This is a genomic window from Caballeronia sp. dw_276 (assembly GCF_018449635.1).
GTDB lineage: Bacteria > Pseudomonadota > Gammaproteobacteria > Burkholderiales > Burkholderiaceae > Caballeronia.
On record NZ_JAAVUV010000006.1, the window covers coordinates 342,820 to 358,157 of the forward strand.

The 15,338-nt window shown below is 59.3% G+C and carries 16 protein-coding genes and 2 tRNA genes; 9 read left to right on the forward strand and 9 right to left on the reverse strand.

Annotated features, from left to right (window positions below; translation table 11 throughout):
- Nucleotides 1-52: 52 nt before the first annotated feature.
- Entirely contained in the window at nt 53-760 is a 708-nt protein-coding gene (phoB, locus tag HB633_RS15355; RefSeq protein WP_056354212.1) for a phosphate regulon transcriptional regulator PhoB, read from the forward strand.
- A gap of 82 nt (nt 761-842) precedes the next feature.
- On the forward strand, nt 843-2,156 hold the full coding sequence (gene phoR / locus HB633_RS15360) for a phosphate regulon sensor histidine kinase PhoR (RefSeq protein WP_213778917.1): 1,314 nt from the start codon (nt 843-845) through the stop codon (nt 2,154-2,156).
- A gap of 5 nt (nt 2,157-2,161) precedes the next feature.
- On the opposite strand, the gene ppk1 is transcribed toward phoR, so the two are convergent.
- Complete coding sequence (ppk1, locus tag HB633_RS15365) at nt 2,162-4,225, reverse strand: polyphosphate kinase 1 (protein WP_213778918.1); 2,064 nt, start codon at nt 4,223-4,225, stop codon at nt 2,162-2,164.
- Nucleotides 4,226-4,539: 314 nt separating this feature from the next.
- On the opposite strand from ppk1, the gene ppx reads away from it, so the two are divergent.
- Nucleotides 4,540-6,063: an exopolyphosphatase gene (gene ppx, locus HB633_RS15370; protein ID WP_213778919.1), complete on the forward strand. Its 1,524-nt coding sequence runs from the start codon at nt 4,540-4,542 to the stop codon at nt 6,061-6,063.
- A gap of 19 nt (nt 6,064-6,082) precedes the next feature.
- On the opposite strand, the gene HB633_RS15375 is transcribed toward ppx, so the two are convergent.
- Entirely contained in the window at nt 6,083-6,874 is a 792-nt protein-coding gene (locus HB633_RS15375; RefSeq protein WP_213778920.1) for a GNAT family N-acyltransferase, read from the reverse strand.
- A gap of 159 nt (nt 6,875-7,033) precedes the next feature.
- Entirely contained in the window at nt 7,034-7,492 is a 459-nt protein-coding gene (gene sixA, locus HB633_RS15380) for a phosphohistidine phosphatase SixA (protein WP_213778921.1), read from the reverse strand.
- A 77-nt stretch (nt 7,493-7,569) separates the two neighbouring features.
- On the opposite strand from sixA, the gene HB633_RS15385 reads away from it, so the two are divergent.
- Nucleotides 7,570-7,646 (forward strand) — tRNA-Pro (locus HB633_RS15385).
- A gap of 254 nt (nt 7,647-7,900) precedes the next feature.
- Here the strand turns inward: HB633_RS15385 and HB633_RS31130 are convergent.
- On the reverse strand, nt 7,901-8,047 hold the full coding sequence (locus tag HB633_RS31130) for a hypothetical protein (RefSeq protein WP_213778922.1): 147 nt from the start codon (nt 8,045-8,047) through the stop codon (nt 7,901-7,903).
- On the opposite strand from HB633_RS31130, the gene HB633_RS15395 reads away from it, so the two are divergent.
- Complete coding sequence (locus tag HB633_RS15395; protein ID WP_213778923.1) at nt 8,046-8,579, forward strand: Fur family transcriptional regulator; 534 nt, start codon at nt 8,046-8,048, stop codon at nt 8,577-8,579. The genes HB633_RS31130 and HB633_RS15395 overlap by 2 nt on opposite strands.
- 595 nt (nt 8,580-9,174) lie before the next feature.
- Here HB633_RS15395 and HB633_RS15400 read toward each other — a convergent pair.
- The 3 genes from HB633_RS15400 to HB633_RS15410 form a co-directional block, all read right to left on the reverse strand.
- Nucleotides 9,175-9,507: a hypothetical protein gene (locus tag HB633_RS15400; protein ID WP_213778924.1), complete on the reverse strand. Its 333-nt coding sequence runs from the start codon at nt 9,505-9,507 to the stop codon at nt 9,175-9,177.
- A gap of 55 nt (nt 9,508-9,562) precedes the next feature.
- Nucleotides 9,563-10,279, reverse strand: coding sequence for a peptidoglycan DD-metalloendopeptidase family protein (locus tag HB633_RS15405; protein ID WP_213779093.1), 717 nt, complete (start codon nt 10,277-10,279; stop codon nt 9,563-9,565).
- A 159-nt stretch (nt 10,280-10,438) separates the two neighbouring features.
- Nucleotides 10,439-11,341 carry an aldose epimerase gene (locus HB633_RS15410; RefSeq protein ID WP_213778925.1) on the reverse strand — a complete coding sequence of 301 codons (903 nt, stop codon included), beginning with the start codon at nt 11,339-11,341 and terminating at the stop codon, nt 10,439-10,441.
- A gap of 536 nt (nt 11,342-11,877) precedes the next feature.
- On the opposite strand from HB633_RS15410, the gene HB633_RS15415 reads away from it, so the two are divergent.
- A complete protein-coding gene (locus tag HB633_RS15415; protein ID WP_213778926.1) occupies nt 11,878-12,708 on the forward strand; it encodes an undecaprenyl-diphosphate phosphatase in 831 nt (276 codons plus the stop codon).
- 80 nt (nt 12,709-12,788) lie between these two features.
- Nucleotides 12,789-12,865 (forward strand) — tRNA-Arg (locus HB633_RS15420).
- Nucleotides 12,866-12,885: 20 nt separating this feature from the next.
- On the opposite strand, the gene HB633_RS15425 is transcribed toward HB633_RS15420, so the two are convergent.
- Nucleotides 12,886-13,158: a hypothetical protein gene (locus tag HB633_RS15425; protein ID WP_213778927.1), complete on the reverse strand. Its 273-nt coding sequence runs from the start codon at nt 13,156-13,158 to the stop codon at nt 12,886-12,888.
- A gap of 262 nt (nt 13,159-13,420) precedes the next feature.
- Here HB633_RS15425 and HB633_RS15430 point away from each other — a divergent pair, with 262 nt between their 5' ends.
- On the forward strand, nt 13,421-13,840 hold the full coding sequence (locus HB633_RS15430; RefSeq protein WP_213778928.1) for an RT0821/Lpp0805 family surface protein: 420 nt from the start codon (nt 13,421-13,423) through the stop codon (nt 13,838-13,840).
- 63 nt (nt 13,841-13,903) lie between these two features.
- Nucleotides 13,904-14,356, forward strand: a complete 453-nt coding sequence (locus HB633_RS15435) for an NUDIX domain-containing protein (RefSeq protein ID WP_213778929.1) — start codon at nt 13,904-13,906, stop codon at nt 14,354-14,356.
- 17 nt (nt 14,357-14,373) lie between these two features.
- Here the strand turns inward: HB633_RS15435 and HB633_RS15440 are convergent, their stop codons facing one another.
- Complete coding sequence (locus HB633_RS15440) at nt 14,374-15,333, reverse strand: transporter substrate-binding domain-containing protein (RefSeq protein WP_255580939.1); 960 nt, start codon at nt 15,331-15,333, stop codon at nt 14,374-14,376.
- Nucleotides 15,334-15,338 lie beyond the last annotated feature (5 nt).

Here is a 15,338-nt window from a genome sequence, read left to right on the forward strand (position 1 = left end):
TAGTCCCTACAGCCGTTAATCAACTTACGCGAAGAAGGTTACAGAGGTGCCGATGCCCAGCAGCATTCTCGTTATAGAAGACGAACCCGCGATTTCCGAATTGATTTCGGTGAATCTGCAACACGCGGGCCATTGCCCCATTCGTGCTTATAACGCGGAACAGGCGCAAAACCTGATCAGCGACGTATTGCCGGACCTGGTGCTTCTCGACTGGATGTTGCCGGGTAAATCCGGCATCGCCTTTGCTCGGGAATTACGCGGCAATGAACGCACGAAGCACATCCCGATCATCATGCTCACCGCCCGCGGCGACGAGCAGGACAAAGTGCTCGGACTCGAAATCGGCGCGGACGATTACGTGACCAAACCGTTTTCTCCCAAAGAGCTGATGGCGCGGATCAAGGCGGTGTTGCGCCGGCGTGCGCCACAACTGACGGAAGACGTGGTGGCCATCAACGGCTTGCGGCTCGATCCTGCGACGCATCGGGTGGCAGCGCACGCGAACGGCCATCCCGACGATATCAAGCTCGACCTCGGTCCGACCGAGTTCCGTTTGCTGCATTTTTTCATGACGCACCCGGAACGCGTGCACAGCCGTACGCAATTGCTCGATCAGGTATGGGGCGATCACGTGTTCGTGGAAGAACGGACGGTGGACGTGCATATCAAGCGTTTGCGGGCGGCTTTAAAGCCCGCCGGCTGCGATGCTATGATTGAAACAGTTCGTGGCAGCGGCTACAGGCTGGCCAAGAGCGCTTGATCCGCGCGCTCGTGTAGTGCATGAAACCCGCGACCAATAGGGGTCGTGGGCTCGCGTGGCAATAATCTCGATCCGCTAACTCATGAATATCATCTGGACGCGGTCACTCGTGTCCCTCGCGCTACTCGCGATATTGAGCGTGATCGTTGGTGCGCTGTTTGGTTTGCGCATCGCGTTATGTTTTGCGCTCGTCATGCTCGTCCTGCAAGCCTTGTTCACCACCTTCCATACGCAACGCCTCTGGCGCCTGCTGGACGCGCCTGTTTATGGGGAAGTGCCAAGCGCGCCGGGCGTATGGGGCGAGATCTATTATCGTCTGCATAAGCTTGCGAAGCGCTGGCACGCGCAAGTGCGTCAGGTCGAGCAGCAGCATTCGCGCTTTATCCAGGGCATTCAGGCTTCGCCAAATGGCGTGGCCATGCTCGACGATACCGATCAGATCGAATGGTGCAATGCCATCGCTGAAACGCATTTCGGACTCGATGCAAAACGCGACCTGCGCCAGCATATAACCCACCTTGTACGTCAGCCCGATTTTGTCCGGTATCTGGCTTCGCAGCATTACGAAGAAGTGCTGGTCATGCGCGGAATGGGTTTGAACCGGCAGCATGTTTTGTCGGTGCAGATATTCCCTTACGGTGAAAATCGGAAGCTGATTCTCACGCAGGACATCACCGAGCTTGAAAGAACGGACTCCATGCGGCGCGATTTCGTCGCGAACGTTTCGCATGAGTTGAAGACGCCATTGACCGTGTTGTCGGGCTTTCTCGAAACCATGCGGGAGATTCCTCTCAACGAAGCGGACCGCGCGCGGTATCTGGAAATGATGGAGCAGCAATCGGCGCGGATGCAGAACATCGTGCGCGATCTGCTGGTGCTCGCGAATCTAGAAGGCGATGGCAAACCGCCCAGCGACGACGTGCTAGATATGCGCGCCGTACTGCGTCACCTTGAAGAAGACGCCGAGAATTTATCGAGCGGCCGGCACAGGATCACGTTCAACGTCGATGAAGCGCTGACCGTGTCCGGTTCCGAAACGGAGATTGTCAGTGCGCTCGCCAATCTGGTGACGAACGCAATTCGATACACCCCGGATGGCGGCACCATCGATGTCACGTGGCAACGCGTGCGTGACCGCGCGGTGTTTTCGGTGCGTGACAGCGGACTTGGCATACCGGCCGAACATATTCCGCGTTTGACCGAGCGGTTTTATCGCGTGGATAGAAGCCGGTCGCGCGATACCGGCGGTACCGGTCTTGGTCTTGCGATCGTCAAGCACGTATTGCAGCGCCACCACGCAGACCTGGAGATCAAAAGCGAGGAAGGGCGTGGCAGCACGTTCCTGGTGAAGTTTCCGGCCGCGCGTACGTCGCTGAGGAAGTCGATCGCGGCCTGAACCGGTCAGGAGCAGAACTTCGTCAGCAAACCAAGTTGCGCGTTGCGCATGGATTTGCCCGGCCGCCGCCGCCGATAATGTCCATCGCTTTGCATGAGCCACGCGGACTGGTTATCGCCGAGAAAGGCTGACAAACCTTCCGCAATGACTCGCCGTTTCAGGCGCCGGTCGTTCACGGGAAACGCCACTTCCACACGCCTGAAGAAGTTGCGATCCATCCAGTCGGCGCTCGACAAATAGACATTCTCCTTGCCGCCCGCGTAGAAATAAAAGATGCGGTGATGCTCGAGAAAACGCCCGACAATCGAGCGCACGGTAATGTTCTCGGATAAGTCTTCCACGCCCGGTTTCAGCGCACACACGCCGCGCACGATCAAGTCGATCTTCACGCCCGCTTGCGAGGCTTCGTATAAAGCGGCGATCACGGTGGGTTCGAGCAGCGCGTTCATCTTGGCGACAATCCGCGCCTTCCTGCCGGCACGTGCGTTTTCGGCTTCAACGCGAATCGCTTCCATGAGGTTCGGATGCAGCGTGAACGGCGCTTGCCAAAGTTGATGCAGACGCAGCTCGCCGCCAATGCCCGTGAGTTGCTGGAACACGTGATGCACGTCTTCGCAGACTTCCTGATTCGACGTCATCATGCCGAAATCGGTATAAAGGCGCGCGGTGCGTGGGTGATAGTTCCCGGTACCAAGATGCGCATAACGCCTGAGCATCATCTTGCCGTTCTGCAGTACGCGCCGCACGATCAGCATCATCTTCGCGTGGCATTTATGGCCGACCACCCCATAGACCACATGCGCGCCGACGGCCTCGAGTTGCGAGGCCCAGTTGATGTTCGTCTCTTCGTCGAAGCGCGCAAGCAGCTCGACCACCACAGTCACTTCCTTGCCGTTGCGCGCCGCTTGCATCAGCGCGTCCATCAACGGTGAATCCGTTCCCGTGCGATAGATCGTCTGCTTGATCGCGACGACTTGCGGGTCCTTTGCGGCCTGAAGCAATAACTCCAGGACGGGCTGGAAGCTCTCGTAGGGATGATGCAGAAGCACATCGCCTTTATCGATGACATCGAAGAGGTTGGACGCGTTTGCGATCACGCTCGGTACAGCGGGAATATGCGGCACGAACTTGAGGTCGGGACGATCGACCATCTCGGGCAACTGCATCAAACGCACGAGGTTCACCGGCCCGCTCACGCGATAACAATCGCGGTCATTCAGCTCGCTCTCGTCCAGGAGCCTGCGAATCATATGCGGCGGCGTTTCCGCCGACACTTCCAGGCGCACCGCATTGCCCAGATGCCGCGCCGGCAATTCACCTTGCAGCGCGACGCGAAGGTTGGTGATTTCGTCTTCATCGACGAACAATTCGCTATTGCGCGTGATGCGAAACTGGTTGCAACTGCGCACGACCAGATGCGGAAACAGCTGGTCCACGAAGCGCTGCATCAACGAGCTCAGCAGCACGAACCCGTGCGGATATCCCGACAGCGCCTCAGGCATGCGCACGAGCCGGGGCAGGGCGCGCGGCGCCTGCACGATACCCATCACCGCCTGGCGTCCGAACGCGTCCTTGCCTTCCAGTTCGATGACAAAGTTCAGGCTCTTGTTCAGCACGCGTGGAAACGGATGCGCGGGATCGAGCCCGATTGGCGTCAGCACCGGCAGCAACTCGTTATGAAAATAGTCGCGCGCCCAGTCGGTCTGTGCTTCGGTCCAGGACTCGACGCCATGAAAATAGATGCCCTCGCTTTCGAGCGCGGGATAAACGCTGTCCTGCAGCATTGCGTACTGCTGATGCACCAGCCTGTGCGCACGCTCGACCACGAGGTCATACACGTGCTGCAGCGACATGCCATCGGGCGAAAGCGAGCCGGGGTTGTCGCGCATCTGCTCCTGCATGCCGGCCATGCGGACTTCGAAAAACTCATCGAGATTGCTGCTGGTGATGCAGATGAAACGGAGTCGTTCGAGCAGGGGGACGGCGGTATCGGCGGCTTGCGACAATACGCGTTCGTTGAAGCCCAGAATGCCCAGTTCGCGGTTCAGAATGGGATAGCGGTTGGACATCGGTATTAAAAGCGCTCAGAAAAACAGAATGTGCAAGGATCGCCCGGAATGAATCACAATATGATGACGTTTTCGTGAAATCGTAATGTCACGAATTTAACGCAGGGCACGCGTAAGGTCGACCCTGGCGATATTCGCCCGGACACGCCTCAAAATCGATTTATCCTCTTTGTTTGTTTCATTTGCTTTTCGCCAGACCAGCACGCCGGTCCGCTTGGAATTAAAATTGGCGCGCTGCGGAACGCATGCACATTGTTTGCGCGCCCGGACTTGCAAGCGAATGCAGGAACAACCCTACGGAACCTAAAAAATCGATGGTCAACTCACCTCATCTTTTGGCAGCCGTAGATCTTGGATCGAACAGCTTCAGGCTGATCGTCGGACGCGTTGAAGAAACGCCGTCGGGCAGCCCGATCTATCAGGTCGACGCACTGCGCGAACCCGTGCGTCTCGCGGCCGGCCTGTCACGCGACAAATATCTCGATCGCGCCTCGCAACTGCGCGGCTGGGACGCGCTGAAACGTTTTGGCGAACGGCTGCGCGACTTTCATCCCGATCACGTGCGCGCCGTTGCAACCAACGCGCTGCGCGTAGCCAAGAACGCCGAGGAGTTTCTTGCCGAGGCGCAGAACGCACTTGGGTTTCCCATCGAAGTGATTGCCGGGCGCGAGGAAGCGCGCCTGATCTATGCAGGCGCCGCACACTCCGTGCCCGCGAGCGCCGGCAAACGGCTTGTAGTGGATATTGGCGGCGGTTCGACGGAGTTCATCATCGGCTCGCATTACACGCCCATTCATATGGAAAGCCTTTATATAGGCTGCGTGAGCCATAGCCGGCAATTCTTCGCCGCCGGCAACGTCGATGAATACTCCATGCGCCAGGCCGAACTTGCCGCCAAGCGTGAAATTGAAATCATCTCCAGCGAATACAAGCAGACCGGCTGGGACCAGGCGATCGGTTCATCGGGCACGGCGCGGGCGCTTGCCGAGTTGATCGAAGCCAATGGTTTCAACGATCCCGGCATCACTCACGGCATCTCGCGCGGCGGCCTTGAGCGGTTGAAGAAGGCGTTGATCAAGGCCGAGAACGTGAACCGGCTGAAGCTCATTGCGCTGAAGGCCGACCGCATTCCGGTGCTTGCCGGCGGCTTGTCGATCATGCTGGGCGTGTTCGAGGAACTGGGCATCGATTACGTCGATACCACCGACGGCGCGTTGCGTCTCGGCGTGCTTTACGACTTGCTTGGACGCACGCAGCATCAGGACATGCGTACCGTGACGGTGGAAGGGTTCAAACGTCGTTACGCGGTCGATGGCGCGCAATCGGAGCGCATCGCGGAGCTGGCGATCAGCTTCTACGAGCAGCTCGAGGCAGGCGAATCTTCCGCCGACGCCGAACGCCGTATCGAGAACAAGATGTTCCTCGGCTGGGCCGCCGCGCTGCACGAGATCGGTCTTTCGATTTCGCATAGCGCCTATCACAAGCATTCGGCGTATATCGCGAGTCACGCCGATATGCCCGGATTTTCACGTACCGATCAGGCGCGCCTGGCGGGTCTGGTGCTGGGACATGTTGGCAAGCTCGGCAAGCTGTCGCACGCGCGCGATGTCGACTGGACGCTGCTGTTTTGCCTGCGGCTCGCGGCGTTGCTGTGCAGGAGACGAGCCGACGTGGGCTTGCCGGCCATCGAGGTCACGGCAACAAACGGCGGTTTCGACGTAAAGCTGCCCAACGACTGGGTCTCGCTGAACCCGCTGACCGACTATAGCCTCGTGCAGGAGGCGGCCGAGTGGGAGAAGATCGGCAAGCCGTATCGGGTGGTTTATACGGGGGTTTGATTCCGGAGGTGCGCAGCGGTCAGTCAGCCATGAAATGCCGCGCGTACCGTTCGTTGATATCGCACAGGCGCAGCAAGGTCAGGAAATCGGCCGTGTTGAAATCCGGGTCCCAGGCCGGTGCGCCACAAATCTTCGCGCCAAGGCGCAAATAGCCTTTGACCAGCGGCGGCGGCGCGACCTTCGCGCCCGTGCGCAATTCCTGCACTGGCAGCGGCGTGTGCGCGAACGCGCGGTATTCGAGCGCCGTCAACGCGTCCTTCTCCATTCCATCGAAAAGATCGGCGGCGTAGTGGCCGCCATCGGCCATCGATACGCTCGCGCAGCCCAGCATGGTCTCGTAGCCGTTCTGCTTCATGTACGCGGCGAGCCCGCCCCATAACGACATGATGACCGCGCCGCTGCGGTAATCGGCATGCACGCACGAGCGGCCGACTTCGACGAGTTTCGGGCGCAGATGGGCCAGGCGCGAGACATCGAATTCACTCTCGGCGTAGAGGCGGCCTGCGCGTGCGGCCTGATGCGGGGGCAACACGCGGTACGTGCCGACGACCTTCAGCGTGTCCAGGTCGCGGACCAGAAGGTGGTCGCAGAAGGCGTCGAATGCATCGACGTCGAGGCCCGCCGGACCTTTCAACTGGGCGCCCATTTCGTCGGCAAACACACGGTAGCGCAGTCGCTGGGCCTCGCGGAGTTCGGCTTCGGAATGCGCCCACGATACCCGCAGCCTGTGCTGCGCCGTCACCGTTTCGGCCGCACGGGGCAAGCGGTCGGAGCCGCCTACACCATTCGATGGGTTCACGAAAGCGTGCATCGTCGATTCCTGCATTGACAATCCCCAGGTGGATTTGGCTGACGTATTACCGATAGCCGACAATGTAAGTTTCCCGAATGACGCTCGCATGGCATCACGGTGACGATTCAATGAAGTGCGTGGTTTGTCTCCCTTGTCGATGCGAACCGGCGGCCGGGTTTAAAGCAGGTCGGGGCCGGTGACGGCGCGCAATACGATCTGGTCGTCGCCCGCGCGTGAACGTCCCTGGAACCACCAGATGCCCGCTTTCTTGATGGTCCAGCCGGCTTCCTGCCCGGTCATGAGCCAAGCCGCGACGTGTCCGAGCGTCGGCTGATGCCCGACGATCACGACCGTTTCTGCTACGCCTTTCGGCCACTGCGCGGCATCGAGCACGGCCTGCGCCGAGGCGCCCGGCGCGATTTCCTTCAGCACCTGATACCGGTCGCCGAAGGTTTCCACTGTCTGGATGGTGCGCGCGGCGGGACTGACGAGAAAGAGCGCATCGTCATCGATACGGCTTTTCAGCCATTTCGCCGCCGCTTGCGCCTGTTTGACGCCGCGTCCGGTCAACTGGCGCGCGAGGTCGCTTGCGGCCTGGTCCTCGGCTTCGGCGTGACGCCAGAGAATAAGGTTCATCGGATATCTCCTTTTTGGGGGCTTTGAGCGTTTTCGATTGCGCCGGTATCCAGTACACGCTATAGTCTCGCTCTTGTCGGAGCGTAGCGCAGCCTGGTAGCGCATCTGATTTGGGATCAGAGGGTCGAAGGTTCGAATCCTTTCGCTCCGACCACGTTACACATGAAGGGGTCACGAGTTCAACTCGCGACCCCTTTGTCATTTCTGGCGCGGTTTGGTTGCTCTTTTGGGCCGTCGCATCCGGTTGCAATTCCCGATATCGTTTAATCTTCCTGCTTCATCCTCAATTCAACGAAATCTTTCCGGGCCGTCCATGCCGCGCTTCGCCGTTCTGTTTGCCTGTTCCGTGCTCCTTTCCGCATGTGCCGATTCAACGCCGCATCGAGTGATACCGCAGGATCCGCCTGACTACAAAGGCGTTCCAACGGATACCACCCCGCCCGACATGACTATCATTCCGGCCAAGCCAGCCCCGTCCGCGCAGCCGCAATGATCGTCTGCATGCGGCGCGCCGGTTGCCTGCCCGAACGCCGCGGCAGCGTATAATTTGCTCATGAACACGCCCGCCAACGCCGCCCAGTCTCACGACCACTCGTCCGCCGACGCGCTTCAGGCCGCAGTTACCATGGCCGACGACTACTGTCGCGAGCGCGGGCAAAAGCTCACGCCCATCCGCCGCACGGTGCTGGAACTGCTGCTTACGTCCGGCCGCGCGACCAAGGCTTACACGCTGCTCGACGAAATGCGCGCCATGCACCCCAATGCATCGCCACCGACGGTTTATCGGGCGCTGGATTTCCTGCTGTCGGCGGGGTTGATTCATCGGATCGAATCCATCAACGCGTTCACGGTCTGCCACGACCTGACGCATTGCCAGCACGGCGTTTTGGTTGTTTGCCAGCAGTGTGGGCGCGTGACCGAATTGCAGCAGCAAAAGCAGCTGCGCCAGAGTCTGCTGTCGCAGGTCGAGGCAAGTGGATACAAGCTGGCGGGCGACGATATCGAGCTAAAGGGTATATGTCCGGCGTGCCAGGCGGCTGAGGATCCGGGCGCGCATAAGCACGATCACGATCACGCGGCGCATTAAACCAGTCGATCAAAACAAAAGGCCGTTCTGACGAGAGTCAAAACGGCCTTTTTGCATGGCGCGGCGTGTCTCGCGGTCACGGCAGGAGGGATTCAACAAGAAGGCGAAACGCCGATGCGGGCACATCGGCGTTTCTAACCCGCGGGACCTGTTCGCGCAGAGAGGCGCGGGCTAAGAACATTCTAGGGCGCAACAATTTGCCGGATTGCGATCACTTGTATCAACGCGTAACCCAATGTGCGGATGCCAAATACTTGACGAACAATCGGCCACGGCAACGAAGGCCACGGCACGTAATTGTTACGATCGATATATGGTATTACCGGGCGTCATGCGAAATTCTTGCTGCACCGGTATGATCGAATTTCTCTCCGGCTAAAACTATCTTTGATCATGACCGCGCTGTGGATCTTTCTTGCAGTCTGCCCGCTTGCGATGATTTCGCTGCTGGTGTTCGCGTCGCACATCGACCCGTTGTCAGGACGGTGGCGCGGAGCACGGCTGATCGGCTCCTTGCATGTCCCGGACGTGCGGAATCAAGGCAGGCGCCTTGGCGACGCCCTGAAAAATCAAGCTGTTGCCAGCCGCGCGAATACTACTGCTTACAGCGAATCACCATCGACCGGTTCTTGACGTTCGCGCCAAAAATTCCGGCAACCGATCCGCCCGAGGTTGCTCCGTTGTCCACGTCCTTCGACACAACGTCGTAGCCATACGATCCGCAGATTTCTCCGGCCTTTTTATAGCATTCGGCCCAGCTTGTGCTGGCGTCACCGCCGCTGCAGTTGATGGCGAACCCCGTGTCGCCAGTTGGCAAATAGGTCCGTTTTGCTGTGTTTGCGCAGCCTGTCAGCGCGGCTGCGGCTACCAGCACAACAGCCATTGCGGCCAGTTTTTCAAGCGCCGAAGCGCGGACGTTCTCTTTCATCGATTCTTCCCTGTAACTGATTGAACCTATCCGAGCGCGTTTTTGCGCGATGGACTCATCGAGGCGGCAGATAGCGCGACGGATCGATCGAACTGCCCTTGTAGCGCAATTCGAAGTGCAGCATCACGCGGTTCGTGTCGCTGTCGCCCATCTCTGCAATGGGCTGGCCTTGCGTAACTTGCTGGCCTTCCTTCACGAGCAGCACGCGGTTATGCGCGTAGGCGGTTAGGTAGTCGGCGTTGTGCTTCACGATCAGCAGGTTGCCGTAACCACGCAAGCCGTTTCCTGCATAAACCACCGATCCGGCAGCCGCTGCCACGATCTGCGTGCCCGGCGTGCCGCCAATATCGATACCCTTTGAAGTCTTGCCGTCGAAACCGCGGATCACGGCGCCTTGTACCGGCCAGATCAGCGAAATGCTGGTGGCCGGTTTGACCGCGCCGCCTGAAACGGCGGGCGCCGTGTCCGCAGAACTCGTGCCGCCGCCAGTACGGGCCGGCGCGGACGAAGACGGCGAAGACGGCGAAGACGGCGAAGACGCGAGAGCCGTTCCCGCCGGCGGCGCCACGCGCAACACCTGATCGACTTCAATTGCGTTCGGGTCGGTGAGATTGTTCCAGCGCGAAATATTCTGTACCGATGTCCGGTTCGCGCGCGCTATCTTGGACAGCGTATCGCCCCGTTCCACACGATAAAACCCCGGTCCGACAGGTGCGGAGCCACACGCGGCGAGCACTGCGACCAGGGTCGCACAGGCCAGCCGTCGAATTATTTTTGTCAAACTCAGAACCTCGCAAAGCGCCGCACAACCCGAAGAGCCACGGCGGACAAACAACAACGCGTAACGTCGAAAAGTATGATTTTAACGTCCTCGCGCCGTGGCACTCAGAAGCGTGCGTGCGCCAAGTTGGGCCAGGCTCCTGTATTCGTTTTACGATGCCGGCGAAATGGTCAGCCGGAGTGCCGCCGTTTCTGTTTTACCGGGTGCGAGCCACCGCAATCCGTGGCCGTTGTGAATGGCATCCGGGAGACCCACCCACGGCTCGACGCAATAAAAATCCGACGCAGGGGCTTCAGTCCACGTCGTCACGGCATACCAGGGTACCGAGTCGGGGCGTTGCAAATCGAAATTGACCGCGCGCTTCAGGCCAGGCGTCACGAGCCGGACCGGCTGGTCGGACGGGCCGGTGAAGCAGTGAAAACGGTCGAGGATGCTTGGGTCATCGATCGAATAAAGTGATTTGCCCGCTTCCGGTTCGGTGATCGAGCCGTCTTCGAGCTGGCGGCGCATTTCCGTGCGCGGCAGTTCAATGCTGCTGATGCCACGCTGATCGTGCGGCAAAGCGAAATAGAAATGGTGACCGGAGTAGTAGGGCAGAGGGACTTCGCCCGGATTCGAGGTCGTCAGTTCGACGTCGAGCGTCACACCGTCCACGAGCCGGTACGCGGCTTCAAAGCGAAAGGCGAATGGATAACCCTGACGCGTGAAATCGTTGTCGACCAGCGTCATTCGCACGCCGTGTCCGTCCGGATCTATCCTGTGTTCGAACGGCAGGTTGCGCGCGAAGCCGTGCATGGGCAGGTCGTGCACGACGCCTTCGGGGTCGCGCCACTTGCCGATTTCACCTTCTACGAAATGGCGCCCAAGGAACGGGAACAGCAGCGGATTGCCGCCGCGAATCTTGACGAAGTTGGACCAGTCGGGTGCAGCAGGCCAGAAAATGACCGGTTCGCCGCCGACTCGCCACGTCATCAGGCGTGCGCCGGCGTGCGGGGCGATTTCGAGAACGGCGTCGTCGCGTTTGATTTCCAGGATGTCGGGCGTTGATGACATGTCGGCGGTCTCCTTGGCGTTAATGGTCGGACAGGTCGATGCGTTTGGCGTATGAATCGCGCTCAATTCTACGGGGAAACCCTTTTGGGGAAACTGCGACTGACACACCTGGTTTCATTGGCCCGATAATGCAAGCACGATGTAACGCACATGAAACATTTTTTCGGCCTTGGCGATCGAGTCGTCCAAGATGATCCTACGAAATACGAGGTTGATATGGATCTGGCTTTGATGTTCGGAGTTTTTATCTTTGGTACGTTTGGCGCGGGAACGGCTTTGTTCTTATACAAGCTATAAGCGCTGCGTTGCCAGGTCGGCAGTTGTAAAAGGCTCGTCTTACGACGAGCCTTTTTTATTTTTCTTTTTATATTCATATACCTAACAATAAGCTTTCGACTGCGCGATCTCGCACGCAAACGCTTGGCGCTGCAATTGGCGACCGGCATAATCGGCGCGTTTTGCGTGCCGTATGCTGCACCGCCGCGGCCATGCGACTTGTCGCTGGCCTGTCGCCACCAACGAAAGAGGACTGACGCGTGACTTTGTGGTTTCTGATTTTCCTGAGCGTGCTGCAGGGCGTGACCGAGCTGTTCCCGGTCAGCAGTCTTGGCCATACCCTTCTCGTGCCGGGCTTGATCGGCATGCATATCGATAAACACGCGCCACAATTGCTGCCGTTCCTCGTCGCGCTCCACCTCGGAACCGCGCTTGCGTTGCTGTGGTATTTCCGCAAGCGCTGGGTGGCGCTGGTGATCGGGTTTGTCGGATCGCTGCGTGGCCGCAAGAACGCCGATGGTCACATGATGTGGGCACTGATCATCGGCACGATTCCGACGGGCATCGTTGGCCTCCTGCTCGAGAAGCGGCTCGAGGCACTTTTCCACGACCTCCGGATCGTCGCAGCGGCTTTGATGGTCAACGGCGTGTTGCTGTGGGTGGGTGACCGGTTAACACGCACGCGCGCCGAGCGCGCTCCGGAAGACCTCACCTTCAGGCAGGCGTTCCTGGTCGGTCTGGCGCAAATCGGCGCGCTGATTCCCGGCTTCTCGCGCAGCGGCCTGACGATCATTGCCGGCGTGGGCGCGGGTTTGAGCGCCGAAAAAGCAGCCGAGTTTTCGTTCCTGCTCGGTACGCCGATCATTTTCGCGGCCGGTGTGCTCGAATTGCCCAAGCTCTTCCATGCACCCGATCAACTCGCCGATGCCATCCTTGGCGGCGTGCTGACGGGCATCGCCGCGTATCTCAGCGTGCGTTTCCTGATGCGGTATTTCGAAGGAAAAGGGCGGCTTGCGGCGTTCGGCGTGTATTGCCTGATCGCGGGCGCGTTCTGCCTTGGCTGGTTCATGCTCCATCCGCAACCAGTTTGAGACGTTGCAAATGACGTGAGGGGCCCCGGAATGGGGCCCCTCACGCTTTCAATGAGGTAAAATCGCAGATCGTCTGCACCGCGGCAGTAGCTCAGCTGGATAGAGCATCGGCCTTCTAAGCCGAGGGGCGGGGGTTCGAGTCCCTCCTGCCGTACCAAAGTCACTATTTGCGCTGGTTCACAGCGCAAGTTGCTGGCACAAAAACATCAGCACAAGCAGCGCCGCGAACAACAGCGCGCAGCCTATGGCGGTGACGACGCGTGGCCACATGGCCGGCTTCGCTTCATCGATGTATCCATGTTCCTCCGGCCAGCCTTCCAGCCCGACTCGCTCGGGTTGTCTTGCAAGCAGCCGATCCATCGCTGCCAGGCCTTTTGGCATGACGAGCGCACATGCAATGACCACGATGCACAGGCACCCGTAAAGCGTCGGTATGAGATGGGCATCCATGATCGGAGGAGCGCTGAAGTCGACAAGCCTCTGATGTTAGATTTGCTCTTCGATGGCCTCCATCGGACACGTCTGAGATAGTCCTGCAATACTCTGAAATGCATCCGCGATGGCCATTCGGCCTAGCTTTTGCGCTTGCGGCGCACATGTGGCCTCATGCTATCCTCGACGCCAGACGATCGTCATTTGCCAACGGGTCCCGGCATTTCGAATCGCGATCCACGCAGAAAATCAATCAATATCCATCGAGGGAGAACATTTCATGTCACAGCCGGTGTCACAGTCCGTCCGCGGGCTCAAACGCGTCTCCACGCAGTTCACCTTGTCGCTGGTCGCGGGCTGCGTTTTGCTGGCCAGCGGCGCAGCACAAGCGGCTAATCTCGGGTTCCTGAACAACACGCCCATCACGTACATGAAGCAGCGTGATATGGAGATTCTCAACAAGGCCGCGCACACCGCGCTGGATACCAAGCAGGACGGCGAATCGCTCGACTGGAACAATGAAGGCGCCCGCAATCCAGTGGCAGTCAATGGCACGCTCACGCCATCGGATACGGACAAGAAAGGCGACAGGACCTGCCGCAAGCTGACCATGGTCGCGCATGCCAAGGGGCAGACGCAAACCTGGGCGCCGACTATCTGCAAGACTGAAGGCGGCAAATGGGCGCTGCTCAAGCAGTGAGCCGCATTCAACCAAAAACTTGCGGCGAATATTCGTTCAAGGCTCGGCCGGACAGGTCGATCAATGGCTGAGCGAACGGTTTCGTGCGGCGTCGTGATACTCAACACGCAAGGCGACGTGTTGCTCTGTCACGCGACCGAGACCTCGCACTGGGACGTTCCCAAAGGTCAGGGCGAAGAAGGTGAGGAACCGGTCGAAGCGGCGTTGCGCGAGCTCGTGGAAGAGACGGGGATTGTTCTGCCGGCGGAGCGGCTCAAGGATCTCGGGCGCTTTGTGTATCGGCGGGACAAGGATCTGCACCTGTTCGCGGTTCTAGTCACCGAGAACGAAGTCAAGATCGAGGAGTGCGTTTGCGAATCGTACTTTCCGCGTCGGCGTGACGGCACGATGATCCCCGAAATGGATGCATACAGATGGGTATCGCCAGCCGATGTCGATCAGTATGCAAGCCGAAGTCTTGCGCGGCTTTTCCAGACTACGCTGTCACTCTCAGAATTGCATCAAACGCTCGCGTGACCGCTTGACCTAGCCGTTCAATTATCCGATGGCCGGTCGTTCGGGTTCGCGAACAGCGCTCTCATTTCGGGCGAAAGCGGGAAGCGCAGGTTGATGTTGTCGGGCGGAATGGGCTGCATGAACCAGGTGTTGTACAAGCTTTCCGCTTCGCCCGAACGCTGCATGCCGGCAATGACGTCATCGGCGAGTTTCTTGAAGACGGGGTCGCCCTTGCGCATGACGCACGCATATGATTCGTGTGCGAGCGGGTCGCCTGTGACCACGTAATCGCGCTGCGCGGCGCCTTCTTGCGCGATCTTTCCATACAGCAGCGGATCATCCATTACGAACGCGACAGCGCGGCCGGTCTTCATCGCATCGAACGCTTCTGCGTGATCGCGGGCGGCAAGGATCCGCAAGTCGAGCTTTTGATTAAGCGACAAAGCGCGGATCAATTGTTCGTCGGATGTGCCTGCGGTCGTGGAAACTGTCTTGCCGCGAAGGTCGCCGTAATTGCGGATGCCGGACTTGCGCTTCACGACCATCCGGATGCCATAGTCGAAGAAGCTGTTCGAGAACGCGACCAGTTGTTCACGGTCGCGAATATGTGCGGTCGAGCCGCACTCCAGGTCGATCTGGTGGTTGACCACAAAAGACAAGCGGTTCGTGGACGTCACCACTACCGTGCTCACGGCGAGATGAGGCTTTTGCAGGCGGCGGCGGACTTCATCGACGATCTTGAGCGCGATGCTTTGCGAATAGCCGATAGGTTGCTGCTTCGCGTCCAGATACGAAAACGGCACCGACGATTCCCTCACGCCGAGAACAACGCTGTTGTTCTCGGCGATCTTGCGCAGCGTGGGCGATACCTGGGATTGTTCCACCGTGCTCGCGCAGACCGCCTGCGCCGCCATCAGCAGCGAGATCGCGGACGCAGCGCACATTGCGCGAACGAGCCGCCGCGTCAATGTGCGATCAGAACGGTTACCCGGCGACATTGGTG

Coding starts and splice junctions, on each gene's coding strand:
- sixA (WP_213778921.1), bottom strand. CDS start 7,492: ATGAACCTTATTCTCTGGCGTCACGCCGAAGCCGAGGACCAGGCCGCA.
- phoB (WP_056354212.1), top strand. CDS start 53: ATGCCCAGCAGCATTCTCGTTATAGAAGACGAACCCGCGATTTCCGAA.
- HB633_RS15430 (WP_213778928.1), top strand. CDS start 13,421: ATGTCACAGCCGGTGTCACAGTCCGTCCGCGGGCTCAAACGCGTCTCC.
- HB633_RS15410 (WP_213778925.1), bottom strand. CDS start 11,341: ATGTCATCAACGCCCGACATCCTGGAAATCAAACGCGACGACGCCGTT.
- HB633_RS31130 (WP_213778922.1), bottom strand. CDS start 8,047: ATGAGCAAATTATACGCTGCCGCGGCGTTCGGGCAGGCAACCGGCGCG.
- ppk1 (WP_213778918.1), bottom strand. CDS start 4,225: ATGTCCAACCGCTATCCCATTCTGAACCGCGAACTGGGCATTCTGGGC.
- HB633_RS15400 (WP_213778924.1), bottom strand. CDS start 9,507: ATGAAAGAGAACGTCCGCGCTTCGGCGCTTGAAAAACTGGCCGCAATG.
- HB633_RS15375 (WP_213778920.1), bottom strand. CDS start 6,874: ATGCACGCTTTCGTGAACCCATCGAATGGTGTAGGCGGCTCCGACCGC.
- HB633_RS15395 (WP_213778923.1), top strand. CDS start 8,046: ATGAACACGCCCGCCAACGCCGCCCAGTCTCACGACCACTCGTCCGCC.
- phoR (WP_213778917.1), top strand. CDS start 843: ATGAATATCATCTGGACGCGGTCACTCGTGTCCCTCGCGCTACTCGCG.
- HB633_RS15440 (WP_255580939.1), bottom strand. CDS start 15,333: ATGTCGCCGGGTAACCGTTCTGATCGCACATTGACGCGGCGGCTCGTT.
- HB633_RS15425 (WP_213778927.1), bottom strand. CDS start 13,158: ATGGATGCCCATCTCATACCGACGCTTTACGGGTGCCTGTGCATCGTG.
- HB633_RS15435 (WP_213778929.1), top strand. CDS start 13,904: ATGGCTGAGCGAACGGTTTCGTGCGGCGTCGTGATACTCAACACGCAA.
- ppx (WP_213778919.1), top strand. CDS start 4,540: ATGGTCAACTCACCTCATCTTTTGGCAGCCGTAGATCTTGGATCGAAC.